Annotated in this window: 23 protein-coding genes and 2 pseudogenes; 18 read left to right on the top strand and 7 right to left on the bottom strand. The window is 62.4% G+C overall.

Annotated elements, in window-relative coordinates; genetic code table 11:
* Positions 1 to 868: 868 nt before the first annotated feature.
* A complete protein-coding gene (locus LFT49_RS19630; protein ID WP_236803103.1) occupies positions 869 to 1,102 on the top strand; it encodes a hypothetical protein in 234 nt (77 codons plus the stop codon).
* A 210-nt stretch (positions 1,103 to 1,312) separates the two neighbouring features.
* On the opposite strand, the gene LFT49_RS19635 is transcribed toward LFT49_RS19630, so the two are convergent.
* The 6 genes from LFT49_RS19635 to glgX form a co-directional block, all read right to left on the bottom strand.
* Positions 1,313 to 1,939, bottom strand: coding sequence for a mechanosensitive ion channel family protein (locus LFT49_RS19635; RefSeq protein WP_236803102.1), 627 nt, complete (start codon positions 1,937 to 1,939; stop codon positions 1,313 to 1,315).
* A gap of 335 nt (positions 1,940 to 2,274) precedes the next feature.
* Entirely contained in the window at positions 2,275 to 3,018 is a 744-nt protein-coding gene (locus LFT49_RS19640) for a hypothetical protein (protein ID WP_237429156.1), read from the bottom strand.
* A complete protein-coding gene (locus LFT49_RS19645) occupies positions 3,015 to 4,250 on the bottom strand; it encodes an ATP-dependent metallopeptidase FtsH/Yme1/Tma family protein (RefSeq protein ID WP_237429157.1) in 1,236 nt (411 codons plus the stop codon). Before LFT49_RS19645 ends, LFT49_RS19640 begins: the two co-directional genes overlap by 4 nt.
* Positions 4,251 to 4,321: 71 nt before the next feature.
* Positions 4,322 to 4,621 (bottom strand): DUF4193 domain-containing protein, encoded by a 300-nt coding sequence (locus tag LFT49_RS19650; RefSeq protein WP_236803100.1) that lies wholly within the window; start codon positions 4,619 to 4,621, stop codon positions 4,322 to 4,324.
* 235 nt (positions 4,622 to 4,856) lie between these two features.
* A complete protein-coding gene (locus LFT49_RS19655) occupies positions 4,857 to 5,660 on the bottom strand; it encodes a hypothetical protein (RefSeq protein ID WP_236803099.1) in 804 nt (267 codons plus the stop codon).
* Positions 5,661 to 6,331: 671 nt separating this feature from the next.
* Positions 6,332 to 8,545, bottom strand: a complete 2,214-nt coding sequence (gene glgX, locus LFT49_RS19660; protein ID WP_236803098.1) for a glycogen debranching protein GlgX — start codon at positions 8,543 to 8,545, stop codon at positions 6,332 to 6,334.
* A 541-nt stretch (positions 8,546 to 9,086) separates the two neighbouring features.
* Between glgX and LFT49_RS19665 the strand changes: the two genes are divergently transcribed.
* From LFT49_RS19665 to LFT49_RS19730, 14 genes and pseudogenes are all read left to right on the top strand, one after another.
* Positions 9,087 to 9,377, top strand: coding sequence for a hypothetical protein (locus LFT49_RS19665; protein WP_236803097.1), 291 nt, complete (start codon positions 9,087 to 9,089; stop codon positions 9,375 to 9,377).
* A gap of 945 nt (positions 9,378 to 10,322) precedes the next feature.
* The gene (locus LFT49_RS19670; RefSeq protein ID WP_236803096.1) at positions 10,323 to 10,748 is read left to right on the top strand and encodes an Hsp20/alpha crystallin family protein; all 426 of its coding nucleotides are present in this window, start codon (positions 10,323 to 10,325) and stop codon (positions 10,746 to 10,748) included.
* A 306-nt stretch (positions 10,749 to 11,054) separates the two neighbouring features.
* Positions 11,055 to 11,663 carry an NADPH-dependent FMN reductase gene (locus LFT49_RS19675; RefSeq protein ID WP_236803095.1) on the top strand — a complete coding sequence of 203 codons (609 nt, stop codon included), beginning with the start codon at positions 11,055 to 11,057 and terminating at the stop codon, positions 11,661 to 11,663.
* A 44-nt stretch (positions 11,664 to 11,707) separates the two neighbouring features.
* Entirely contained in the window at positions 11,708 to 11,977 is a 270-nt protein-coding gene (locus LFT49_RS19680) for a hypothetical protein (RefSeq protein ID WP_236803094.1), read from the top strand.
* Positions 11,978 to 12,096: 119 nt separating this feature from the next.
* Positions 12,097 to 12,573, top strand: a complete 477-nt coding sequence (locus tag LFT49_RS19685; protein ID WP_236803093.1) for an Hsp20/alpha crystallin family protein — start codon at positions 12,097 to 12,099, stop codon at positions 12,571 to 12,573.
* A 432-nt stretch (positions 12,574 to 13,005) separates the two neighbouring features.
* Positions 13,006 to 13,179 (top strand): hypothetical protein, encoded by a 174-nt coding sequence (locus LFT49_RS19690; RefSeq protein ID WP_236803092.1) that lies wholly within the window; start codon positions 13,006 to 13,008, stop codon positions 13,177 to 13,179.
* Positions 13,180 to 13,527: 348 nt separating this feature from the next.
* A pseudogene (locus tag LFT49_RS19695) lies at positions 13,528 to 14,543 on the top strand (magnesium and cobalt transport protein CorA).
* 102 nt (positions 14,544 to 14,645) lie between these two features.
* Positions 14,646 to 14,969 carry a histone-like nucleoid-structuring protein Lsr2 gene (locus LFT49_RS19700; protein WP_236803091.1) on the top strand — a complete coding sequence of 108 codons (324 nt, stop codon included), beginning with the start codon at positions 14,646 to 14,648 and terminating at the stop codon, positions 14,967 to 14,969.
* A 227-nt stretch (positions 14,970 to 15,196) separates the two neighbouring features.
* Positions 15,197 to 15,355: a hypothetical protein gene (locus LFT49_RS19705; RefSeq protein ID WP_236803090.1), complete on the top strand. Its 159-nt coding sequence runs from the start codon at positions 15,197 to 15,199 to the stop codon at positions 15,353 to 15,355.
* Positions 15,356 to 15,387: 32 nt separating this feature from the next.
* The gene (locus tag LFT49_RS19710; RefSeq protein WP_236803089.1) at positions 15,388 to 16,818 is read left to right on the top strand and encodes a TrkH family potassium uptake protein; all 1,431 of its coding nucleotides are present in this window, start codon (positions 15,388 to 15,390) and stop codon (positions 16,816 to 16,818) included.
* Positions 16,811 to 17,506, top strand: a complete 696-nt coding sequence (locus tag LFT49_RS19715) for a potassium channel family protein (RefSeq protein ID WP_236803088.1) — start codon at positions 16,811 to 16,813, stop codon at positions 17,504 to 17,506. The genes LFT49_RS19710 and LFT49_RS19715 overlap by 8 nt, the downstream gene beginning before the upstream one ends.
* Before the next feature lie 110 nt (positions 17,507 to 17,616).
* Complete coding sequence (locus LFT49_RS19720) at positions 17,617 to 18,117, top strand: tetratricopeptide repeat protein (protein WP_236803087.1); 501 nt, start codon at positions 17,617 to 17,619, stop codon at positions 18,115 to 18,117.
* A gap of 236 nt (positions 18,118 to 18,353) precedes the next feature.
* Positions 18,354 to 18,758, top strand: a complete 405-nt coding sequence (locus LFT49_RS19725; protein ID WP_237429159.1) for a response regulator transcription factor — start codon at positions 18,354 to 18,356, stop codon at positions 18,756 to 18,758.
* 461 nt (positions 18,759 to 19,219) lie between these two features.
* Positions 19,220 to 19,543, top strand: a complete 324-nt coding sequence (locus LFT49_RS19730; RefSeq protein ID WP_237429160.1) for a hypothetical protein — start codon at positions 19,220 to 19,222, stop codon at positions 19,541 to 19,543.
* Positions 19,544 to 19,712: 169 nt separating this feature from the next.
* Here LFT49_RS19730 and LFT49_RS19735 read toward each other — a convergent pair.
* A pseudogene (locus tag LFT49_RS19735) lies at positions 19,713 to 20,526 on the bottom strand (ABC transporter ATP-binding protein); the annotation flags it as partial.
* A gap of 432 nt (positions 20,527 to 20,958) precedes the next feature.
* Here LFT49_RS19735 and LFT49_RS19740 point away from each other — a divergent pair.
* The 3 genes from LFT49_RS19740 to LFT49_RS19750 are packed head-to-tail and all read left to right on the top strand — an operon-like array spanning position 20,959 to position 25,740.
* Positions 20,959 to 23,010 (top strand): hydantoinase/oxoprolinase family protein, encoded by a 2,052-nt coding sequence (locus tag LFT49_RS19740; protein ID WP_237429161.1) that lies wholly within the window; start codon positions 20,959 to 20,961, stop codon positions 23,008 to 23,010.
* Between the two features lie 10 nt (positions 23,011 to 23,020).
* Positions 23,021 to 24,694: a hydantoinase B/oxoprolinase family protein gene (locus LFT49_RS19745; RefSeq protein WP_175316918.1), complete on the top strand. Its 1,674-nt coding sequence runs from the start codon at positions 23,021 to 23,023 to the stop codon at positions 24,692 to 24,694.
* A gap of 23 nt (positions 24,695 to 24,717) precedes the next feature.
* Positions 24,718 to 25,740, top strand: a complete 1,023-nt coding sequence (locus LFT49_RS19750) for a sugar ABC transporter substrate-binding protein (protein ID WP_175316919.1) — start codon at positions 24,718 to 24,720, stop codon at positions 25,738 to 25,740.
* Positions 25,741 to 25,742 lie beyond the last annotated feature (2 nt).

Consider the following 25,742-nt stretch of genomic DNA (forward strand, 5'->3'; position numbering starts at 1 on the left):
GAATTAGATGCGCGATGGCGAGGGCAACCGAGAGGGGTAGGAGCAGCCTGGTTCCTACCCCGTTCGCAACCCCTCAAAACGGATTGCAACCGGCGATAGTGGTCCCTCTGGCGGCAATAGCCCCAGAAGGCCCCGATAAAAAGGGACTGAAAAGAAGGTCAATCCGATCAACCCCTTAGAAGTGAGTCTGGAGAGTGTCGGGGCCAATCGTCAAGGGCTTATTCCGTCGGTTACCTCACCGGGCCAAAGCCCAACCGGCAACTGTGGGAGAGGTTCGGCCCCCGCAAGTTGTCCCATCGCGGCCGCGCTGAGTTGGTTTCTGTGATGGTTCTGCCAGCACCATCTCCTGGTTGATCTGTTGGTTGCTCAATCCTCTCCCCACGGTCCGCCCCAGGCGGCCGGTGGAGGTCGCTGGAGCTCCACAACACCTGGCCGGAGCCGCGTCGACGGCGGACAGGGCCGGACCGTTGCCGAGCAGAACGGTGCCGTGATGCTCGTACAGCGTTGTTCCCGGCCGGGCGCACTGCACCGGTATCGGCAACGAGCACTGTGCCGGGCGCTTTCTCGGCGGTGAGTCCTTTGAAAGTGTTGGCGAGATCAGGCCGCCGGTGGAGGGACCTGGCACTTCTGTAGGACCCAAACTTTTTTACCGTCATCCACGGCGAATGCTGTTGCCACCGTGAGGACGGGCACCTTCCCGTCCGTACGCGCGTCCGAATCAAGGATGATAATGGAGGGTTCACCGTTAACAGAGGTCAGCACGGTCCCCACGCAGGAAGGGTTCGTGTCGATCCTCAACCGTGTGACGGAGGAATTGAAGCCGTAAAAGCTCAAGTTCTCCTTGCCGCTAGCAGGAAAGACGGAACCGGTGAAGGCCGAGCCGCTGCCCTTGGCAGCGCTGTCCACGGACACAGTCCCGGCCAGACTCGTCATCCTGGGCGTGGCGATCGCCGCGCACGCCATCATCTCCCAGCTGCTCTACGCCGGCCTGTACGTCACGGTCACCGCCACTGCCGCCGAACTGCGCCAGGCGGGAGAACTGATGTACTACGCCGGAGACATCACCGAACTGATCCTGGCCTTCGCCATGGTCACCGCCTGACGTCCCAGCCAAACCGGCAACCCACGAACCGGCAAGAATCCGTACCGGGAACGGTCTGACGCAGCCCACCGGCTACCTTCCTGCCCGGGCCGCCAGCGCTCATGCGCCCCATGTGCGGGCAGCGTCCTGCACCCTTGGAGCGCCGTTGGACGCGAGTTCGCCCAGTTGGTGCACACCCCAACCTGACAGGTGTCCCATTTTTCTGTGGCCTTAGCTTCCCGCCTGGGCCGAAACCTTTTCTGGTGACATGCCGTCCGTGGAGGGCGTGTAGGTGCCTTGTGAGTGGTTTCCGACCCGCAGTATCTCTCCGTTCCGCAAGTACCAGACGGCTCCGTCCTCGGTCCGGACACGGGTAATACGGAGACCCACCGACTCCACGGTTCCGACAACTTCGCTGGTCTCGATTACGTCACCGATGGCGTACTGGTCTTCCAGGGTAATGAAGATCCCTGCCAGGAAGTCACGGATAAGCTGCTGAGCGCCGAAGCCGATCGCGACGCCTAAGATCCCGACGCTCGTGAGTAGCGGTGCGATGTTTACATCCAGAGCGCCGAGTGTGTAAATGATCACAGTCACCACGATAAGGACCGCAACAGTGCTAGTCAGTAGTGATCCAATGGTTTCTGCCCGCTGGACCCTGCGTTCGTGATCCAGTGTCCGCAGTACGGGCTGCGCCCAGCGAAAGTGGGGCTTCCTCAGCATCGCGTAACCGTTGCTGACCCGCCGCACGATGCGGGAAATAACCCAGCGGGCCACACCCCAAGCCACGGCCCCCAGACCTATGGTGATCCCGATCTGGAGAACGACGGCGATCCATTTATCGCCTGTGAAAAACATTCTGTCGCACACCTGCCTTTTGTCTGGCGGAAACATCCGCGGTTGAAGAATTGGGCTTCTAGCGTATCGGCAGCAAGCCGCAGTACTGATTTCGACGCTGGCTTGAGTGCACAGATTGGCCCTTCAGGGCCGGGTGCGCGGAGCACATCAGTACCGCCCTCCACAACGGGTCCGGCAGCAGCGTGGTGCTGGCGGGCCGGGTCACTGGATAGCTGAACCTGCGCCGACGGCCTGTACCCGCCGGTGAAGTTTGCCCTCGACGGCAGATTCCCACTAGATCGACTTTAATAGCAGCCACCCCGAAGAACTATGACCAGCGGGCTATCGGCGTTCCCTCATAGCGCGGTTGTTATCTGGGGTGTGGTGGAGGCGGTTGCCGGGATGCGGTGAAGGCCTGCGATTTCGTATATTTCCTGTTCTTCGAGGGTTTCTTGTTCCAGGAGTCGTTCGGCGAGTTTGTCCAGGCGCCAGCGGTTTTCCTGCAGGAGGGCCAGTGCGCGCTGATGGCATTGCTCGACCAGGGCACGGACTTCTTCGGCGACGAGGTCCAGCATGCCTTCGGAGACGCCGGCGGCGCGGGGGTCCCCTTCCTCGGGGAGGACCTGGACGGGCCCGATGCGTTTAGACATGCCCCACCGTCCGACCATCATCCGGGCCAGGTGGGTGCTGGTCTGCAGGTCGCTTTCGGCTCCGGTGGTGACGACCCCGAAGACGAGCTCTTCTGCCGCCATGCCGCCCAGTGCGCCGACGATTCTGCCCTTGAGGTAGTTTTCGTCGTACCCGTACCGGTCTGTGTCGGGCGTGGAAAGGGTGACACCGAGTGCACGGCCGCGCGGGATGATCGAGATCTTCCGGACAGGGTCGGCGCCGGGCTCGAGCATTCCCAGCAGAGCGTGCCCGGACTCGTGGTAGGCGGTGCGCCTGCGTTCCTCGGCGGGCATGACCACGTTCCTGACGGTGCCGAGCTGGACCTTTTCCAGCGCGTCAAGCAGGTCGCGCTGGGTGACCGCGGGGCGGGAGCGTTTGACGGCCAGCAGTGCTGCCTCGTTGACGAGGTTGGCCAGTTCGGCCCCGGTCATCCCGGGGTGATGCGGCTGATCGCGTCAAGGTCCACATCCGCGGCTAGCTTGACGTTTCCGGCGTGGACGCGCAGGATCTGGGCACGGCCGGGCTGATCTGGTGCGTGGACGGTGATGGAGCGGTCGAACCGGCCCGGGCGCAGCAGGGCGGGGTCCAGGACGTCGGGCCTGTTTGTTGCTGCCAGGACAACGATTCCTTCGGACGAGGAGAATCCGTCCATTTCGGTGAGGATCTGGTTCAGCGTTTGTTCGCGTTCATCATGTCCGCTTACGGTCAGGGAGCCGCTTCGCTTGCGCCCGATCGCGTCGATTTCATCGATGAAAATGATGGAAGGGGCAGCATTGCGGGCGGCCTGGAAAAGCTCCCGCACCCGGCTGGCTCCGACGCCGACGACCATTTCGATGAATTCGGAGGAACTTGCGTGGAAGAACGGTACCCCGGCCTCACCGGCGGTGGCCCGTGCCAGCAAGGTCTTTCCGGTCCCCGGCGGCCCGCTGAGCAGGACGCCTTTGGGCGGTTTGGCGCCGATGGCCTGGTATCTTTTGGGGTCTTTGAGGAAATCAACGACTTCAGAAATTTCCGCTTCGACCTCATCGATACCGGCTACGTCCTTGAACGTCACCCGGACCTTGTCGGGGTCCACGGGTCGAAACTTTTTCCCCGCACCTAATCCGCCTGTTCCGAGCATGCCTGACTGCTTTTTGAACAGCCACAGGTAGAAGAGGACCAGAAGCGCGATGGGAGCCACCGAAATCAGCAGGTTTGTCAGAACACCGCGTTCCTCAACGAGCGGGGTGGCGCGGACCGTGACGTTGTTTTGTTCGAGTGCACTGAGAAGGTTGTCATCGGCGAAGAGAGGGCGCTCGGTCGTGAACTGGCTGTAGTTCCTGCCGTCGCTGCCGGGCAGGGGCCTTCCGCTGCGCAGGGTACCCTCAATGCTCTGGCCCTTCGCGAAGATCTCCGCAATGTTGTTCGCCCGCACCTGCGCCTTAAATTCGGTGTAGGAAACGGATTGAGGCTGGTTTTGCTGGTCCTGGACCGTCAGGACAGCGAACACAGCCACGTACAGCAGAACAATCAGCAGAGTCCGCCACCACTGGCCTCGTTTGCCACGATCGTGCCGGGCCGCGGGCAGGCCCTCGGTCCGCCACGGCACCCTGGGCCAGGAACCAGAGCGGGACCCATGCGCGTTCTGGCCCAGCCTGTTTTGATGGCCCGCCGGTTCGTTCACGATTCACCTCCGATATCCACAACTTTCGGTGTTCACGTTTCTAGCTACCGTCCCTGCCCGCCGTCAAGGCTTCAGTCCTCGCATTCGCAGCAGTACTTGTTTCCGTCCCTTTCCTTGGCGAGTTGGCTGCGGTGGTGGACAAGGAAACAGGACATGCAGGTGAATTCATCCGCCTGGACCGGGATGACCTGAACCAGGAGTTCCTCACCGGAAAGATCGGCGCCAGGCAGCTCGAAAGCCTCGGCAAGATCGGCCTCATCGACGTCGATGACAGCCCCTTTAGGGGTGGCAGCCTCTGTCTTAAGCTCCTGGAGGGATTCGGTGGCCTCGTCTTCGGCCGTTACCCGGGGCGCGTCGTAGTCAACGGACATTCGGATTCTCCTTCACTTCCAATCAATCAAGGGACCACTGCTAAACCCGGCCAGGCGGCGCCATATTCCATGCCCTCCTGCCCTGGCTGACGAACCCACAAAATTGCACTGCGACCCCGCACGGCCAGAGGAGAAGCCCGTACAACTCCTTGGGCCCGCGCTTCTCTGCCCGTAGAGGAGTCGTGGAAGATTCCCGGTAGCAACAGGCGGCACTCCAGCCTGCAGCCAAGGAAATCTATCTGGTAGGCACGGTACTGGACGTCACCAGCGGGCGGGGCAGACTCGGAGGTGCCGGGGCGTTCGTGCTTACCGGTGCCGTGGGCTTCGCGCTTGGATCGGGGTGGCTTGTGCGGGTGGGTGTCGGTGTTGGCTGTTCAGCGGGCTCGGTGGCTGAATCCAGTGGCACAGTGCCCGATTCTTCTGTCGGCGCGTTTGGTGTCGGGTCCGAGGGTGGAGCGACTTTGTTCTCAGTAGCGTCTGAGACGACCATGGAAACACCCGACTGGAGGGCACCGGTCCCCTCCGAGAGGGCCAGGCCCGTGGCTGACTGGAAGCCAAGAATTGACCCCAGACCAACAAGGAAGATGAGGGCTGTTCCACCGACAGCACTCCGGGCCTTTGGGACTCTGGGTGACTTGCCGGGCGCATGCTGCACACCGGCAAGAGTTCCCAAGGCCCGATCCGGCAGCAGCTGCGCAGCGGAGACCTTGCCAGATGTTGCCCGCACGGTCCTGGGGACACTTTGCGGTGGCGTTGTCCGGACTGCCCCGGTCCCGCGTCTGGGCATGACGCGTTTGAGCTGGGCGTGGCTCTTTTCCAGAGAGGCGCGGAACAGCGGCAGCGCAACGGCCGATATAACGCTGAAAATGAAGGCACCGACGACGGTTCCTGTCAGACCGAGGTGCCCGCCAATGATGGAAGCCACTGCGGCGGCGGCGCCGCCGGCAATGACCTGGCTGGCACTCAGGCCGAGGGCGTTCCCGGTCACAGCAGCTTCCTTGACTCTCTCTTCGGTCTCGTCCTTTGCAGTATTGGTCATTTTTTCAACTATCTCCGTTCAGTGGTTCTACGGGGATGGTCGGTCGGTATCCACAAAAGGTGTTCATCCCATCGGCGAAGCATCTTAAAATACCTCGCCCGGCGAGTTTAAATTCCTACGCCCGAGGTGGCTTTTCCTCAACTATCTCCGGAAGGTGAGCAATGAGTATCCGGGATCGGCACTGGCGACAAGCAGTGTGGGCCGACGGTCTCCGAAAGGTGACAGTTCTTCACGCAGATCCTCCCGCACGATTCAGGAACGCCGCGGAACCGGCGCTAGTAAAGTACCTCCGGCAGCAGTCAGGGTCCCCTTTTCGGGCACCTGACGTTCTTTGCGGCCGCGGCCCAGTGCTCTGGTTTTGCCCTGCAGGGACAAGCTGAAGGCTCTCAGGACGGGGGCCTCCTGGCACCCGTCCGAATTCTATGAGCACAGCCTTAGTGGGCACTGCACAGGCGGCGCGGACGACTGGGAAATCTGCCCTGCAGAGAACCAGTGCGTCCGACCGGTTCGCGTGCTGGTAGGGATCCCTCACCCAGTTGCCACTTAACCGTTTTCGATCACGTAACCGTCCATCCGGCAGGCGCTATCGGCGTCTTGCGGAAGGCTGTCGACGAGTGTGCGGAGGTTCGTGTCGGCTCGCCCTATTCACGGCCTGAGTTGGGTGATCGGCCCTAGCTGCGCTCGGGTTGTAGCGGCGTTTTTAGATTTTTGGTGCTGTCCTTTGTGGGGTTTGTCAGCGACGCCACCGATGCTGCCACCGAGTTGTCGGGGTTCTTTGCTGGTTGTGTGTAGGCGCGGAGGACCAGGAGTGATTTTCCCTCCAGTTCCACGGTTCCGTTGGCCCCTATAAAGCCTTGGCCGGCTCGTTCTCCGGCGGTGTCGATCAGTGGTTCCCATGCTTTTGAATAGTCGGGGCCAGGCAGTTTGAAGACCACGGGACTGTCCCCGGAGTTGCAGTAGAGCAGGAAGTGGTGGTCACGGATCGGTCGGTTGCGGTGGTCGCGGCCTACGGCGTCGCCGTTGTAGAACACCCCTAGTGCACGTGCGAGGGGGTTGTCCCAGTCTTCGGGGACCATTTCGGAGGCGTCGGTGTTGAGCCAGACGATGTCCGGCAGGGGCTGGTTCAGGGTTCGCCGGGTGGGACGTCCGTTGAAAAAGCGGTTGCGGCGGAACGTGGGATGTTCGCGGCGGAGGGCGCTGGCGGCTGCGAGAAACTCGATGAGTGGTTGATCCGGTGTTTCCCAGTCGATCCATGACAGGGGTGAGTCGTGGCAGTAGGCATTGTTGTTGCCCTGCTGGCTTCTTCCCAGCTCGTCGCCGTGCACGACCATGGGAACGCCCTGGGAGAGGAATAGCGTGGCAAGGAAATTACGCTGCTGTTTGGCCCGCAGGGCGAGGATCTCGGGGTTTGTTGTGGAGCCCTCCACCCCGCAGTTCCAGGACCTGTTGTGGGATTCGCCGTCATTGTTGTTTTCCCCGTTGGCCTCGTTGTGTTTTTCGTTGTAGGTGACGAGGTCGCGAAGGGTGAATCCGTCGTGGGCGGTGATGAAGTTGATGGAGGCCACGGGCAGGCGGCCGGAGCTTTCGTAGAGGTCGGCGGAACCGGCCAGCCGGGATGCGAATTCCCCAAGGGTGGCCGGCGCCCCGCGCCAGAAGTCGCGGACGGCATCTCTGTACTTCCCGTTCCACTCCGTCCACAGCGGAGGAAAGTTGCCTACCTGGTAGCCACCGGGTCCGACATCCCATGGTTCGGCGATGAGCTTGACCTGGGAGACCACGGGATCTTGCTGCACGAGGTCGAAGAAGCTGGAGAGCCGGTCTACTTCGTAGAATTCGCGGGCGAGGGCGGCGGCGAGGTCGAAACGGAAACCGTCCACGTGCATTTCCAGCACCCAGTACCGCAGCGAATCCATCAGTAATTGCAGGGCGTGGGGGTGTCGGACGTTCAGGGTGTTTCCGGTCCCTGTGTAGTCGAGGTAGTGCTGCTGGTCCTGGTCCATGAGCCGGTAGTAGGCCCTGTTGTCGATGCCCTTGAAGGACAGTGTGGGGCCAAGGTGGTTGCCCTCGGCTGTGTGGTTGTAGACGACGTCGAGGATCACTTCGATGCCGGCACTATGCAGGGAACGGACCATCGCCTTGAACTCCTGCACCTGCTGCCCCGGGCGGGTGCTGGAGCTGTAGCTTTCGTGCGGGGCGAAAAACCCGATGGTGCTGTATCCCCAGTAATTGCTTAACCCCTTTTCCTGGAGCACGCTGTCCTGGACAAATTGGTGTACAGGCATCAGCTCAATGGCCGTGACGCCCAGCTTCTGCAGGTGCTCGATCACGGCGGGGTGCGCGATGCCGGCGTAGGTTCCCCGTTCCTTCTCCGGGACCTCGGGATGGGTCATGGTCAGACCCTTCACGTGGGCCTCATAAATCACCGTGTCGTTGTAGGGGACCTTCGGCGGCCGGTCATGCTGCCAGTCGAAAAAGGGGCTGATCACCACTGACCGCATCGCGTCAGGTGCCGAATCCTGGGCGTTGAAGGAATGAGGATCTCCGAAGTTGTAGGAGAACATTGTCTGGCCCCAGTTGATGGTTCCGCTCATGGCTTTGGCGTAGGGGTCCATCAGGAGCTTGTTCACGTTACAGCGCAGGCCCAGGGCCGGGTCGTAGGGGCCGTCCACCCGGTAACCGTAGAGCTGCCCGGGCAGGACGTGCGGAAGGTAGCAGTGCCACACGAACCCATCCACAGCCTCGAGCCGGATCCGCTGCTCCAGCCCGGAGTCATCAAACAAGCACAGATACACCTCTGCTGCCACCTCGCTGAAAAGAGCAAAGTTTGTCCCGCTGCCGTCATAGGTGGCACCCAGCGGATAAGAACTACCCGTCCAGACCTCCACGTTCACCTCCCTATCGAAAGTGCTCCCATCCAACCACACCAAGGGCCACGGCGGACGCCATCTACCATCAGGCCGCGGCCGGCCCGTCTTTAGTATGTTCATTTCGGTTGGGGAGCCTGCTGGCCAGGGAAACATTGGATGGACCTGAAATTCAGGCTGCCCCACTTTACTGCCGTCATAGGTGGCACCCATCATCACGAAGATAACCAGATGGGACGAGGGCTTTGCCGCATTTTGGGCCTCTCCGTTCGGCTTCTGAAACCGGAACGTCCCGGGCTTGTCAGTCCTGAACGGAATCTTGGGCGGTGGCAGACTACGGCGCCCCCGGGGCGGTGTCGCTGGGCACCTTCCCGTTCACCAGGTTGGGACGTTGTTTCCGGTGCCGCCGGTGCCTTGGGTGCCACCAGCAAAAGTGTTCCCAGGTGGCCGCTGATTTTTTTGGGTGCCGGTGCCAAACTAATGCAAGGAGGTGCGAAGTCCGGATCTCCCGGTGCACGTCCTTGGACCGGGGAATCAGCACTGGAGGTGACAGGAGGAAGAAATGAACCGTGGATCACGGCCAGAAGCGCCGGAAGCTGACGCGTTCGAGCAGCAGATACCTGTTCTGCCTGAAGGCACCGAAGAAATCGACGTGGGCTCGCTGCCCGCCGAGGCCCCGGAAGCGGATGTCATCGAGCAGCGTACAGACGTGCTGCCCTACGGGACGGGCCGCAGGGTGACTGCAGAGGATGCAGGACTTGAGGCCTCGGAAGCAGATCTGATCGAACAGGCCGCGGCGCCTCCCTTCTATGACGAAGAGGATTACCCGGACGCACGCGAGGAACCGTTCTAAAACTCGGGCGCGGGGCGGCACATGCAGGGCCTATGCCCTGATGACCAGGATCTGCCGGGTAAGCCCGGCCCACTGGGCAGACGGAGCGCTGGGCATGGGTTTGGGCGGCCAAAAGTGCGTTGAGTTGCCGCTTCCGCTTCCAAAGGCAGTAAGGCGCCTGTTCTACAGCTGCTGGCAGGAAAACTTCCTTCCGGTGACCGCCCGGTCTTTTCTAGGTCGTCCGTCGGGCAAGTCATGGGCAGGGCTATGCCTTGTCGTGGCGAACCTCCTATTGGTGCAAGTTCGCAGTAAGGGCGCCGCCGTGGGTGGCTCCGTCAGGTAAGGGAGTGCATGGTGAGTGGGGAAGGAACACCGATTGCCTATACGGCATTGAGAAAAGGAACGCCGGTCCTCTCCGCCTCCGGGCTGCGTTTCGGAGCAGTGGACAAGGTTTTGGACGACGCAACGGGGAGTATTCTGCACGGCATCGTTGTGACAACTAAGGAGGGGCGCCGATTTGTGGCCAGGGATTCCATTGTGAGGATGACAACAACCCAGGTCCAATGCAGCATCAGCGACAACGAAGTGGGTACCTTGCCTCCCGCTGTCCGGCGCAGGCCGCGCTTTGTCCTCAGGCTGCCGCGCCGAACGAAGGCTGCCGGCCGGTGAAGGCGCCCCGGTCTTATACATGAGGAAACATCCAGGGGAACGGGTCGTATTCCAGTGACATGGCAGAGCGTGATGAGGCCGCCTTTACCCCATTGGGTCTTTCGGCCCAGCACGTCCGGCTCGCGGTCGACGATGGGACGGAAGGATTCCGGAACTAACGCCACATTTCAGGAGGCGGCTTGCATGTGGTGCTTTTACTGACGAACCGGTCTTGCAAGTCTCAAACCTCAGTGATAGAAAATCTATATCAGCCGACATAGATATGTCCGGTCATTTATTGATCAAAGGAGGTATGTCATGTTGATGATGAGTGATCCGTTCCGCCAGTTCGACCGGTTGACGCAGCAGGTGCTCGGCACTGCGGCGCGCCCAGCGGCGATGGCATTGGATGCCTGGCGCGACGGCAAGGAGTTCGTGGTCGCGGTGGATTTGCCCGGCGTCGATACGGGATCGCTGGATGTGAAGGTTGAGCAAAACGTTCTGACCATCCGGGCCGAGCGAAAGGACAATCTTGGTGAAGGTGCCGAATTGCTCGCTGCTGAGCGCCCGCGCGGTGTCTTTAGCCGACAGCTGATTCTGGGCGAAGCGCTCGATACAGGCAAGGTGAAGGCAGCTTACGATAGTGGCGTCCTCACGGTCCGCATTCCGGTGGCGGAGAAGGCCCAGCCGCGGAAGATTGAAGTCACGTCCGGAGCAGGCGCACAGCAGCAAATTAGTGCCTAACAGCCGGGAAGGATGCCTTAGCTGTAGCCTTGCCTCGTGGGCGGTTGGGTTCAATCAAAAGCGCCACTGCGCCTAACGGCGTGCAGGCGGGATCAGGGCTCAGGCATCCTTCCCTTAAGCAGTGGTCCGTGTTCGACTCGACACCATCCTGAACTTCCATAAAGTCAACGAGACCTGGCAACGCCGCGCCTTATACCCTGCGATTGCCCTGTTATACCTGGAAAATCGTGATGGAAGGCTGGAAGATTTTCGGGGTCGGGATTGTTTATTTGGCGGACCAAGGAGGCATCGGAAAGGAGTTCCGTCATGATTCGTATAGCCATCGTGCTGGGGAGCACGCGACCGGGGCGGCTGGGAAGGGCTGTGGCCGATTGGGTGCAGGCACGGGCGCAGGAGCGCGGGGACGCGGCGTTCGAGGTCCTGGACGTGGCCGACTTCAATCTGCCGCTGCTGGATGAGCCGCTGCCGCCCTCCACCGGGATGAACAGCCATGGGCACACCAAGGCCTGGTCCGACGCGGTCGCCGCTTTCGATGGCTACATCTTTGTCACCGGTGAGTACAACCATTCGATTCCCGGGGCGTTGAAGAACGCCCTTGACTACCTATACAGGGAATGGAACAACAAGTCCGCCGGCTTCGTCAGCTACGGCAGCGCCGGCGGTACCCGCGCGGCAGAGCACCTGCGGGCCATTGCCGGGGAGCTGCACCTGGCGGACGTCCGCGCCCAGGTCGCCCTGCCCCTGGCCACTGAGTTTGAAAACTACCGGACCTTCACGCCGTCAGAGGGTGCCGAGAAGAACCTGCAGACCCTGCTTGACCAGGTCATCGCGTGGGCCGGTGCGCTGAAGGTCCTGCGCACGGGCAAGGACGAGGAAAGTCGTTCCTACGCTCTCGCCGGCCGAGCCAGGGAGTAGATCCAGGACGGGCAGCAATTCCTGAACGCGCGGGAGGAGCAGCAATGAGCGCAGAACTTGACCTGCTGCGGTCTCTGGCAACAGTGATCGGGACCGCGGAGGCTACCCTGGACGCCGCGTATGCGGCGTTGCGGGGATCGGCCTCGGCTTTGCTCGCCAGCGGGACCTCGTCCCTGGCGGAAGTCAGCGAGGCCTCAGGGCTGTGTGAGGCCGAGCTCCTGGATCTGCTGGTCCTGACGGCCGATGAAATGGCTTTCGAGCACATGTTCCGTGAGGGTCCGCGCGGCTTGGACGGACCTGCCGCGGAACTCTAGCAGGTCCGCAGGAAGCCCTGATCATCAGGGGCTTCATGGGCATACTGGTGTCAAATGGGGTCCCGGCGCCGGTTGTACGGTTGCCGTGGGACCGGGCAGAAGAGAAGGAGGTGGCCGCGATGGCCAACATAATGCGCTGGGGTGGCGCTGACATCACTGAACCCTTTCGCCGGTTCCTGGAAGGGGACATGGCTTCCTGGCTTCGGGTTGAGGAATACCGTGACGCCGGGTCCATGGTGGTCAGGGCCGAGGTCCCGGGAATCGATCCTCAGAACGACGTCGACATTGAGCTTGTCGGCAACGACCTGCGGATCAACGTACGCAATGAGGAGAAGTCCGAACACAAGGACAAGGACGGATACCGCTCTGAGTTCAGGTACGGCACCTTCTCCCGCACCGTAGGCCTGCCAGGACCCGTCAACGAGAGTGACATCCGTGCGACCTACGATGACGGGATCCTCGAGGTCCGCATCCCGCTGCCGGAAAACGCAGGGACGGCGTCCCGGAAAATACTGGTCAGCAGAGGAGACGCAGCAGCCGGAACTGGCACCGGTGCCGCTGCTGGTCCAGCCGGTACAGGCGGGTCCCAGTCCTAACGCCGTCCCGCCGCCGGTCGGTAACAGTGCAACCACAACCAGCCGGACTGAGGAAAGATACACGCCGACGGATCGAGGGGTCGAGAGCGCCACGTGCTGAGCCTTACGGCTGACGCAAACCTGTCGTCGATCAGGATAAAGGGGATGCTCGCCGCTGGACGGGCCTGAAGCGTCTTAGCTTGCAGTTGTTATTAGGCCGGGCAGCCACCCCTTGGCCCCGGCGGCTGAGCACGTTCAACCGCATAAGATCAGGACCTCCTGAAGGACCGTCATTAGCCGGAGGTACGGAGGCAGCTGCGCCGGTACGGCCGTTACGCGAGTCCACCGGCGACTGCCTCCGCTTGTCCCAGGAGATAATTGCCGGGACCGGGAATGTGTTTCCCCCTCCCGGCACCTCCTTACCTCCCCAACTATTTCCGGAGACGGCTTTTGATGTTTGATCCTGCAACGCTTTCCTTCGCGCTGACATACGCGGGAACGTTGGCAGTGGCTGCTTTGATGTTTATTGGGCAGCTCGCCGCCTTCACCATCCTTCTGACGTTGGCCGGGATTGTCTGGATTCTGACCCTTCCCGTCTGCACGCTGATCCGGCGAGGAGACAAGTGACTCGAAGCTTCTGACCTCGCCGGGCAGCAGGGCCGCGATGGCAGGATGAGGACAGTTGCACTGCTGGGCATTGCCGCAGTCGTTTCCGGCATCATGCTGCTGCTGCTTATGTTCAGCGGCCGCATCGGCACCCACACAGTCGCCTCAGCCCTCAGCCCTCACCCTCTCAGCCGGGCTCGGCCTCTACCGTCTGCCTGAGGAACGGCTCATCATCGGGGCAGCGCCATCCCCCGCCCGGTACAGTGAACGGGCAACTTTGTGCGTTACGGGTATTTTCACCGGTGGTCGGCTGCTGCCAGCGGTTCGGCAATGGACCACCCGCAGATTCCCCCGAGGAAGGCTTCAATCATGACGATGGTGGATAACGCCGTTTACGTCAACGGACACAGGACTGATAACCCGCGGAACCTGGACGAGACGTATGAGGTGATGCGTGAACGGCGCGGTATGGCGTGGATCGGTTTGTACCGGCCGGAGCCAGCGGAAATTCAGTCAGTCGCCGCAGAGTTCAGCCTTCATGAGCTTGCTGTCGAGGACGCCCTGCACGGGCACCAGCGGTCCAAGCTGGAACGCTATGGTGAAACCCTTTTCACTGTCCTGCGGCCAGCGAGGTACCTCGATGAGGTTGAAAAGGTCGAATTCGGTGAACTGCACGTCTTCATTGGCCCTGACTTTGCCGTGACCATCCGCCATGCCGAGTCTCCGGACCTGAAGCGCGTCCGTCAGCGGCTCGAGACTGATCCGGAGCTCCTGACCCTGGGACCTCAGGCAGTGTTGTACGCGATCCTGGACGAAGTCGTGGACCAGTACGAACCCGTCGTGGCCGGCCTGGAGAACGACATAGACGAGATTGAGGACGAGCTGTTCGGCTCAAACCCCGACGTCACCCGCCGCATCTATGAACTGTCCCGTGAAGTCATAGAATTCCAGCGGGCCACCCACCCGCTGCGCGGAATGCTCGAAGCCCTGCTCCGCGGATCGACAAGTACGCCCTGGACTTAGAGCTGCAGCGACGACTCCGGGACGTTCACGACCACGTCCTGCGACTGGTGGAACGAGTCGACGGGTTCCGGGCCCTACTGCAGAATGCCCTGACCGTTAATGCAGCGCTGGTGGGCCAGCGGCAAAACGAAGAGATGCGCCACCTCACAGAGTCCAGCCTCGCCCAGAACGAGGAAGTCAAAAAGATCTCCTCTTGGGCCGCGATCCTGTTCGCCCCCACCCTCGTCGGCACCGTTTACGGCATGAACTTCAATTACATGCCCGAATTAGACTGGGTCCTTGGCGACCCCTTTGCACTGGCACTCATGCTGGTGATGGGCATTGTCCTTTACCTGTCCTTCAAGCACCGTAAGTGGCTGTAGGGCACTCTTGGCCGCCAGTAAAACTGCACTCTGTCACGGGCGATTCCCGACGTGGGAGCTCCTCTTCCTGCTCTCCGCTCTAGCGCTGGTAGTCTCCTTCGGATGGCTACAAAACTGATCACAGTCCTTGAAGACGACCTTGACGGCACAGAGGCTGTGGAGACCGTGAGCTTCCAGCTCGACGACACCACGTACGAGATCGACCTCAACGCCATCCACGCAGCTGAGCTAAGGTCCATCCTGGAGCCCTACATCATGGCCGGCAGGAAGCAGCGCAACAGCGGCACGGCCAAGCGAACACCAGCCCGGACCAGCGGCCCCACCACAGCCCAGGTCCGGGCGTGGGCGCAGGAACAAGGGATTAACGTCAACAACCGCGGCCGGGTAGGAGCAGATCTTCTGGCCCAGTATGAAGCGGCCCACTAACCTGCAGTACCGCCAGCTGTGTGTCTGCTTGTCCTTACCTTTATTCAGCAAGCCGTTACGTACCGGCGTGCAGTGTGGGCAACGACAGTCCAGGTAACTCCTTCACTTTCCCCATTCCCGCACAGCCGTGGTGAGAACAGAAGGCGCCTTTTCGACCTCGATCTGCCCGGCTTCGATGGCATTGAAGCTGCACGACGGATCCGTGTACTTTCAGCGATGCGTACCTGATGGTAATCACCAAACTTGCGTCTGTGGAGGACGTTCTCGTGGGCCTCGCTGCCGGTGCTGACGACTATTTGGGCAAACCCTTCGGCAGCATGAGCCGGGCCCGCATCGGGGCGATGCTGCGCAGCCCCGAGTACGGCTTTCAAGGATGCCTGTCCTGAACTGACCTGTGGCCGGTGGTAGCGTGACCGCTATGCGTTTCGTGCCCGCTGTGAGGCGAAGAATTTCCGCTCTGTCCGGGATCGTTTCAGTAACACTGCGAACTTTGTCGTCGGTAGCGAACGATGCAGCGCAGGGCCTCTCCCCCAAGCATCCGGCGCAGGTCATCGTGTTGGGCTTCGCGGCTGCAGTGGCTGCCGGGACTGGTCTGCTGATGCTCCCGGTGGCGAAAGAGGGCCCCGGTGGTGCGGGGATTCTGGAGGCATTGTTCACTGCGACCTCGTCGGTGTGCGTGACGGGGCTGATCACCGTTGACACACTTGTGTTCTGGTCCGGGTTTGGGCACGTCGTGATCCTGGCATTGATTCAGATAGGTGGGTTCGGTGTGATGTCCTTCGGCACGCTATTGGGTGTCCTGATGGCCCGCCGGTTGGGGCTGCGCTCCCGTATGACGACAGCGACCGAAACCAAAAGCACCGGTTTCGGCGACATCACAAGAGTTCTGCTCGGCGTCCTGACGATTACAGCAATAGTGGAACTCCTGCTCACCGCGATCCTCACCGTCCGCTTCATGGCCGGCTACGACTACCCCTTGGGGAAAGCTCTCTGGCATGGGTTCTTCCACTCCGTGTCCTCGTTCAATAACGCAGGTTTCGCCCTGTATTCGGACAATCTCATCGGCTTCGCCGGGGACCCCTGGATCTGCCTGCCGATCGCGTTCGCGGTCATCATCGGCGGCTTGGGCTTTCCCGTGCTGTTCGAGCTGCGCCGCCGTTACCGTACCCCTGTGCACTGGAGCATGAACACCAAACTCGTCCTGGCCGGCACTGCCTTCCTCTTGACCAGCGGAACAGTGTTCCTGACAGCCGTTGAATGGGCCAACCCCGCTACCTTGGGAGCCCTTCACCCGGCCGAGCGCGTTCTGGCGGGGTTCTTCCAATCGGTCATTACCCGCACGGCCGGGTTCAACAGTATCGACATTGGCCAGATGCACCCCGTGTCCTGGCTGGGGATGGACATCCTCATGCTCATCGGCGGCGGGCCCGCAGGCACCGCTGGTGGCCTGAAAATCACCACGTTCGCTGTTCTGCTCTTCATACTCACTACTGAACTGCGCGGCGACACCGCCGTAAACATTTTCGGCAAACGCCTCTCCCGCGCCGTCCACCGCCAGGCCATCACGGTCGTCCTGCTCGCCCTGGCCCTGATCGTGAGCTCCACGATGTTCCTGATGCTGATCACCGACTTCGGACAGGAAAAGATCCTGTTCGAAGTCATCTCCGCTTTCGCGACCGTCGGCCTGTCCACCGGCATCACCGCGGGCATGCCCCCAGCGGGACAGATCGTGCTGATCCTGCTGATGTTCATCGGCCGGCTCGGCCCCGTCACCCTCGGCGTGGCCCTCGCGGTCCGTACCCGCCCGGTTCTTTACGAATACCCCAAGGAAAGGCCCCTCATTGGCTAGAAAAATCATCTTCTCCCGCGCCCCCGAACGGCTCGCCAAAGCAGATTCGGTCGCCGTGATCGGGCTGGGCCGCTTCGGCGGGTCCCTGGCACTGGAGCTGGAAGCCCAAGGAACCGAGGTGTTGGGAATCGACGCGGACGAGAGCATCGTCCAGTCCTTCAACGGCCGCCTCACCCACGTCGTGAGGGCCGATTCCACCCAGGAAGAAGTCCTCCGGCAACTCTCCGTCCACGAGTTCGACCGCGCCGTGGTGGGCATCGGCACCGACATCGAGGCCAGCATCCTCACCACCTCCCGGCTCCTGAAATTCCAAGGCCCACAGATCTGGGCCAAAGCCATCTCCGAACCACATGCCGAAATCCTCGGCCAGCTCGGCGTGGACCATGTCATCAGGCCCGAACACGACATGGGCAAACGCGTCGCGCACCTGGTCCGCGGCGGGATCCTTGACTACGTCGAGTTCGAAGACGACTTCGTCATGGTCCGCACCACTCCCCCGGCCGAGGCGCAGGACAGGCCCCTGGGAATCCTCGGGCTTCGGGACAAGTACGGCATCACCATCGTCGCGTTCAAACGCCTCGGCGGGACCTGGGGCCACACCACAGCCCAAACCGTCCTCTACAACGATGACCAAATCATCGTCCAAGGCAGCAAAACCGACGCCGAAAAATTCAGCACCCTCCCCTGACACTGATCCTCCTCCGGGGCGTCATGAGAGCATGAGGAATTACGGTCGACCGTCGAGGTCGTACTGTTAATTGCTGGTTCCGTGACGAGTTCTACGGAGGGCACGCAACGGTGAACGATAGTTCAGGGTTCTGGCGTACTGACCCTGCCACGCTCCGCGACGTGGCAGTTGACCGCACGGCGCTCGAGAACGCCCTCGCAAACGGCTGCCCGCCCTTGGATCGTGTCCGGTTCCTGGCGCTGCTCAACCGCGAGAGCGAGGCTCTCCGAGAAGGCTTCCGGCTGCTGCCTGGTTTCCCGGACCGGAGCGATTTGGTGCTGGTCCTCGCCCAGGTCTTCCAGCGGCAGTACCGCTGGTACGAAGCCGCACAGCTGCAGGAGGAAGCACTGCAGCTGGCCTCCACCAGGGTGGAAGAAGCCAACGTACGACACCACATCGGGCGGCGGCTCTTTGACGAAGCCCGCTACCGGGACGCTGTGGCCGAATTTCAGTGGGCGTCAGATCTTTACCGGGTCTCCGGCGAGCACCAGCTCGCGGAGAGATCCAGACAAGCCATGCGACGATCCCAACAAGTGCACTCAAAGACAGCATGGTCCACTCTCACTACCTAGCCCTTTCCTGGCCGGAATGATCCAGTCGCTGACTAAATTTGAGGCGTGTAGCGTCAGCAACTGAAAGCCCGCCGTTCCCCCAATCGGTGGGCTTTCTCCACCTCCCATGCCAAGCGGGGAGCTTCCTTCCAAGGCCGCACATGACCGGGAACTCATGGAAGATGTGGCGACTGTTTCCGCGGCGGCTGTCCTGCCGGCCGTAAGCTTGCCACAACTAAAGGGAGCCAGGGGGCTTTGTGGAAGAAGAGCGCGTCTGCTTGGTCATCGAGGATGACCCCGACATCCGTGGACTGATCACAGCCGTGCTGGCCGGCGCCGGCTTCGCAGTGCTGACTGCCGGGAGCGGGGCTGAGGGCATAGCCGCGTGCGCTGCCGCGGGCCCCGCGTTGTCGCTGATCACCCTCGACTTGGGCTTACCGGACAACGACGGACACGACGTCGCGCAAGCGTTGCGGGCCCTGAGTTCGGCACCACTACTGTTCCTCACAGCCAGAGCAGGGGAAGACGACATCCTTTCAGGGCTGGCGGCCGGAGCCGCCGCCTACCTCACCAAACCCTTCCGCCCAAGCCGGCTGAGGGAAACTGCCCTCAGTCTGAGCCGCCTTCAGGCAGGTTCACCGGCTCCGGAAGCCGCAACGTAATAAAGAAACCACGGCGTTGACGCCGCGCCCTCCTTACTCAAATCCCCGTACCGGCTGAACACGATCCGGGGGCAAAGTATCCCTTCGTGTCACTGACCAGCCACGATGCGTAACCCCTTGAACCTGGTTCACACCGTTCGAGTGGTGATCAGAGCGAGGCGTTCACCCTGGTTGGTTCCTTATTCGGTCTGAAGCCGTGGTTCACAATGAGGATGCATTGATCAAACGTGAGGAGCAGGGGGGACCATGAGGGGTTGCCCGTTAAGAAAATGCGGTGCTTGGCTCTGAGGAAACTTCTACAGCAGAACGGAAGCCCCAGGTCCGGGTAATCGCCGCTGGCCGCGCTGGACGTGTTGCGCCAGCGGTGCACTATCAACGGGCAGTCAGTCACCTCCTGCAAGGCGCCCCCGAAAGCTGTGGGCTTTCCTGCGCCAACTGTGCAAATCGAGACGGAAACCTGAATGGCGTGGCTTGAAGTGGATGGACAGCATGCGCTCTTCGACACGGACCAGAAGATCAACGCAGTACACCAAGCCATCGTCGACCGCCTCACTGCCCATAATGAGGTCCATCTAATAACGAAGTTCGGCGTAGTCCAGGGACTCACGTTCAGGATCACGAAGCAAAGCCGGGTGGCTCACCCTGGCTGTAGGAATCCTGAGAAGGACAAGGGACTGCAAAAGTTTTTCTCCAGCGACGCGGAGATGCAGTCCCCGTACATCACTTTTGATTTTCTGAGCAAACGATTCGAAGCGTGGGATAACTCACGGGACGTGCTGATGTAGCCCACACGCTGCGCTACGTTGACTTGAACTACACCCAAACCTGACGTCAGGCAGCAAGGATGAAAGCGTCAGGTTAGAGTCGGAAGCCGATTCCTACACTGCCTCGGTGAACCGTCTCAGACTCAAACCTGACAGACAGCGCATTTCGGCAGACGAAGCTCCGTATGCGTCAGACCTCCGCCGCAGGAGCCGCACACTGGGCCTCATACATTCGCGCGTAAGCGCCGCCCGCAGCCGGCAGTGAGCGTGCGTCCCCTGCTCCACGATCTGGCCTGCCTCCATCACCAGGATGAGGTCGGCGTCGCGGATCGTGGACAGGCGGTGCGCGATCACAAAGGAAGTCCGGTCGGACCGCAGCGCGCTCATTGCCTTCGGCACCAGCACTTCGGTCCGGGTGTCCACCGAAAAGGTCGCCTCATCCAGGATCAGCACCGACGTCCGCGCAAGGAAGGCACGCGCAATCGTCAGCAGCTGCTTCTCCCCCGCGGACACGTTCCCACCCTCGTCCTCCAGCACCGGGTCGTACCCCTCGGGCAGGGACTTCACGAACCGGTCCACATACGTCGCCCGCGCCGCCTCCAGAACCTCCTCCGAAGTAGCCCCTGGCCGCCCGAGCGCAATGTTGTCCCGGATGGTCCCGCCGAACAACCACCCATCCTGCAGCACCATCCCGATCCGCGAGCGCAGCTCGCGCCGCGGCACCGAGGTGACGTCCACGTCGTCGAACGTTATCCGCGCCGCGTCCAGCTCGTGGAACCGCATCATCAGGTTCACCAGCGTGGTTTTCCCCGGCGAGTACGAGAACGACACGTCCTCGAACAGCAGCCGCTCCGCCCAAACAGCGGCCCGGCAGACGGCCCCGGCTCAACGGACTCCTCGTCCTCATCCAGCAGCTCAAACACCCGCTCCGCAGACGCAACCCCGGACTGCAGCAGGTTCGCCATGGACCCCAACTGCGCCAGCGGCTGCGTGAACTGCCGCGAGACGCTTGGCAATCAGCGCAGTATTCCCCAGCGTCAGCGGAATGGCCACCAGAGCTCCCGGCCCAGTTGACCGGGTAGGCGAATCCGGCGTCGACCATGTCCGGCTCCCCGCGCCGCCTGGGAGGCATAACGCTGCTGGTGGGCCTGGACGCCGCGGCGCCCGGCTGCCCGCCCAGCACCGCCCCAATTCGGTCCGCCGTGAAGGACGAAGAGTGGCTCACCGAGCGCGTCAAGCATCACGCGCAAATTCCATCCCCCATTTTCCCGGCCAGTTGAAACCCTTGGAAAACCGGCCTTCCGGACGGCCTCTTGGGCAGCAAGCCCTTTTTCTTACTCCTGGATTGTGCACGACGCACCCATACCCGAAACCCCTGCTCTCTAACGTGATTTCCCACACACCAAGTTCCACCCCAGAACCATGAGGAGATACACATGCCGAACTACAGGGTGTCGATGGATATCGGCGGAACGTTTACGGACATCGTGGCGTACGACCAGGCCGCAGGGACCTATGAGGCGACCAAAGCATCCACCACACCGGGCAACCTGAGCGCGGGCGTCATCGCCGGCCTCGAATCGATTGTCACCGACCTTTCCGACATCGAATTCCTGGTGCACGGCACCACCCAGGGCCTGAACGCCTTCCTGGAGCGCCGCGGCGTTCCCGTGCTGCTGCTGGCCACCGCCGGCGTCGAGGACTCCTACCACATCGCCCGCGGCCCCCGACTGGAGCTCTACAACGCCCAGTACCGCAAGCCCGCTCCCCTCCTCGAGCGGAAGGACGTCATCGGCGTCGGCGGCCGCCTCGACGGTCAAGGCCACGAGATCCGGCCGCTCGACGAAGTTGCCGTCCGCCAGGCGGCCCGCCGGGCACTGGACGAAGGATACGGCGCCGTGGCCGTTGCCTTCCTGTTCAGCTACAAGAACCCGGCCCACGAACTTCGTGCCCGCGAAATCCTGCTCGAAGAACTGGGCGAAGACTTCACCATCTCCCTTTCGCATGAAGCAGCCAAGGAATGGCGCGAATACGAGCGCACGTCCTCCGCCGTCGTCGAGGCCTACACGGGCCCCGTGGTCCGCAACTACCTCCTGGACCTGGAAGAGAAACTTGCCGACCGCGGCGTGGAGGCCCCGCTGCACATCATGCAGTCCTCCGGCGGCGTGCTCACGGCCGAGTCCGCCCGCAAGCGTCCCCTGCAGACGCTGCTGTCCGGTCCGGTGGGTGGCGCCATGGGCGACGTCGAACTGGCCGGCGTGTCCGGCAACCGCAACCTGATCGGCGTCGACATGGGCGGCACCTCCTTCGACGTCTCCCTGGTGGTCGACGGCAAACCCGACGTGTCCACCGAAGCCCACCTCGAAGGCCTTCCGATGCTTATGAGCGTCGTCAACATCCACACCGTGGGAGCCGGTGGCGGCTCGGTGGCATGGCTCGAAGCCGGCGGCCTCCGGGTGGGCCCGCGGTCCGCCGGCGCCAACCCGGGCCCGGCCTGCTACGGCCGCGGCGGCACCGAACCAACCGTTACCGACGCCAACCTGGTGCTCGGCCGTGTGGACCCCGATTGGTTCGCCGGCGGCCAGGTCGCCCTGGACCGGGAAGCGGCCATCACGGCCCTCAAAACCGTGGGCGACCAGCTGGGCCTGGACCCGATCGCCATGGCCGAAGGCATCTGCGACGTCGCCAACTCCCAGATGGCCCAGGCCATCAGGACCATCACCATCTCCCGCGGCATCGAACCGCGCGACTTTGCCCTCGTCGCCTTCGGCGGCGCAGGACCGATGCACGCAGTCTTCCTCGCCAAGGAGCTCGGGATCCCCGAAACCGTGGTTCCCCGCTTCCCCGGCGCGTTCTCGGCGTGGGGCATGCTGCAGACCAACATCCGCAAGGACTTCTCCGAGCCGTACTTCTTCCTCGATGAAGACATCGACGTCGCCGACATGGCCGGTGTCCTGCGCCGGATGGAAGCGGAGGGCCTGAAGTCTCTGGTCTCCGAGGGTGTCCCCGAGGAAAGCCGCGGGACCAGCGCCTCCGTGGACGTGCGCTACCAGTCGCAGGAATTCTCGCTGAACGTTCCCCTGACCTCCGCCGACGAACCCGAATCGGAAGGCTTCGTCGCCAACCTGGCCGCCCGCTTCTCCGCCATGTACCACGACCGCTACGGGCACTCCAACCCTGGCGCCCCCATCGAAATCGTGGCACTCCGGACACAGGCCGTGGGCGACCTGGGCCGGTTGGAGGCACCGCTCTTCGCAAAGGCACAGAGCCCGGAGTTCAAGCACGAAGTGCGCCGGGTGGTCTTTGACCACGAAGAACACGACACCACCGTGGTGCGCCGCGACGACCTGGCCGCCGGGCACGCCTTTGAGGGTCCCGCCATCATCGTGGAGCAGACCGCCACCACCGTGGTGCCGCCAGGGTTCAACGTCACCGTGGACGAGTTCGGCTCGCTGGTCATCCGCACCGAAGACGCAGAAGGAAATTGAGGTACCACCAATGACAATCGCCGCAGTCAAAACCCTGGATCCCGTAACCGTTGAAATCATCCGCAACGCGCTCACCAGCGCCGCGGATGACATGAACGCCACCCTGATCCGCTCCGCCTACTCACCGATCCTCTACGAGGGCGGGGACTGCGTGGTGGCCCTGCTGGACACCGAACACCGTGTGCTCGGACAGTCCGCCGGCCTCCCCCTGTTCCTCGGCAACTTGGAAACCTGCTCCATCGCCGTGGAGGAACTCTACGGCCGCGAAGTCTGGCAGGAAGGGGACGTCTGGATCCTCAACGACTCCTACCTCGGCGGAACCCACCTGAACGACGTCACCATCTTCGCGCCCATCTTCAACGACGGCTCGGTGGTGGGCTTCGCCGCCACCCGCGCGCACTGGATGGACATGGGATCCAAGGACGTGGGCGGCTCCATGGATGCCACGGACATCTTCCAGGAAGGCTTCCGCATGGGGCCGGTCAAGCTCATGGAGGCCGGCATCGAAACCTCCGTGGTGGACCTGATCCGCACCAACGTGCGCTTCCCCTACCAGACCATCGGGGATATGCACGCGATGATCGCCGCACTCCGGATGGGAACCACCCGGATGAAGGAACTGGTGGGCCGGTACGGCATGGACCAACTCGATGCCGCCCGCGACGAAATCTTCCGGCAGACCGAGGAGATCGAGCGCGAAACCGTCCGCAACATCCCGGACGGCGTCTACGAAGCCGAAGGCGTGCTGGACAACGATGGCATCAACCTGGACACCCCCATCCCCATCAGGCTGAAAATCACCGTTGCAGGTGACACCGTGGACTTCGACGTCACCGGCTCCGCCGACCAGACCATGGGCCCGGTCAACTGCGGCGCAGCCCAGGCCGTCTCGGCCCTGCGCGTCGGCTACAAGCTCCTGGTCAGCCCGGACTCCAACTCCAACGGTGGATCCTTCCGCCCGCTGACCACCCAGGTCCGCTCCGGCTCCGTGCTTGGCGCCGTGGCACCGGCACCCTGCCAGTGGTACTTCTCCCACCTGGGGCTGCTGATCGACCTGGTCTCCAAGGCCATGGCACCCGCCATGCCCGACCGCGTGGCCAGCGCGAGCCACGGCGACTCGATGATCATCACCGCCGCCGGCTTCGATCCCCGCTTCGGCCGGAACTTCGTGAGCATGGAAGCCACCCTGGGCGGCTGGGGCGCCTGGCAGGGTACCGACGGCGAATCCGCCATGATCAACAACGTCAACGGCTCCCTCAAGGACCTGCCCATCGAAATGATGGAAACCCGTTACCCGCTGCGGATCAACGAGTACTCCATCCGCCCCAACTCCGGCGGCCCCGGGCAGTGGCGCGGCGGCAACGGAGTGGTCCGTGAATACGAGTTCCTGGCCGACTGCGTGGTGGGTCTCTGGTTCGAAAGGTCCAAGACACCGGCCTGGGGCCTCTTCGGCGGCTCCGACGCCCAGGGCCCGGAAGTGGTGATCAACCCCGGCCGCCAGGATGAGGTCCGGACGCTGAAGGCCAACGCACGGAAAATCAAGGCCGGCGACGTGGTTCGCCTGGCTGTCGGGGGCGGCGGCGGTTTCGGCGATGTCGCCAAGCGCTCCCGCGAGGACATTGAGTACGACATCATCAACGGCTTTATCACCGAGGAATTCGCCAAGACCCACTACGGCTACTAAACGCCGAATTGAAAGGATTGACCGTGAAAATCACCAAACGTCCAGCCGCAGCGATGGCCCTTATGAGCCTTGCCCTGCTGACCTCCGCCTGCACCCCACCTGCCCAGAGCAGCACCGCAGAAGCAGTGGCTGCGAAGGCAGACCAGAAGCTCAACGTTGGATTCTTCGGTTTCGCCAAATCCAACGGCTTTGCCCAGGGCACGTACCTCGGCGTGGAACAGGCGGCCAAAGCCAACAACGCCAGCGCCACCTTCGTGGACTCCAACTTCAACGCCCAGACCCAGGTCCAGCAGATCCAGGACGCCGTCACCTCCAAGCAATTCGAGGTGATCGTGGTCCAGGCCAATGACAACCAGGCCCTCATCGCACCGTTGACCCAGGCCGTGCAGGCGGGCATCACGGTGGTGGTCGAATTCTCGGTCATCGGGCCCAAGTTCGACACCATCCAGCCGCAGATTCCCGGTGCCATCAGCATCGTGGACCTCCCCACCCGCAACGGCAAGATGCTCGGCGAAATGGGCAAGGAAGCCTGCGCCCAGGTGCCGGGCGACACCTGCAAGGTGGCCTACCTTGAAGGCTTCAAGTCCCTGCCCCTGGACAACGCCCGGACCGAGGCCGTGAAGGCGGAACTGGCCACCGATCCGAAGATCAAACTCGTGGCCAGCGTGGAAGGCGGCTACACGCAGGACAGCGGCCGGCAGGCGTTCCAGAACGTCTCCCAGGCGACCCCTGACGTCAACGTGGTGATCGGCGCATCCCAGGCCATCACAGGAGCCGCAGCGGCCGCCGGGAAGAGTGACATCAAGTTCATCGGCAACGGCGCGTCCGTATCCAACGTGGAAGCGGTCCGGTCCGGTAAATGGTTCTCCATCTATGTCAGCGACGTCGTGGCCAACGGCGCCAAGGCCACCGAACTGGGGCTCGCCAAGGCGCGGGGCAAGCAGGTGGAAACCGCCATCGACGAAGCAAGCCTCTCCCCCAACAACGGCAAGGGCACCAAGGAAGCACTGGATTCCCTGAACTACGTCTCGAAGTACTCGGACTAGCC

Origin of the sequence: Arthrobacter sp. FW306-06-A (genome assembly GCF_021870055.1) — a bacterium.
GTDB lineage: Bacteria > Actinomycetota > Actinomycetes > Actinomycetales > Micrococcaceae > Arthrobacter.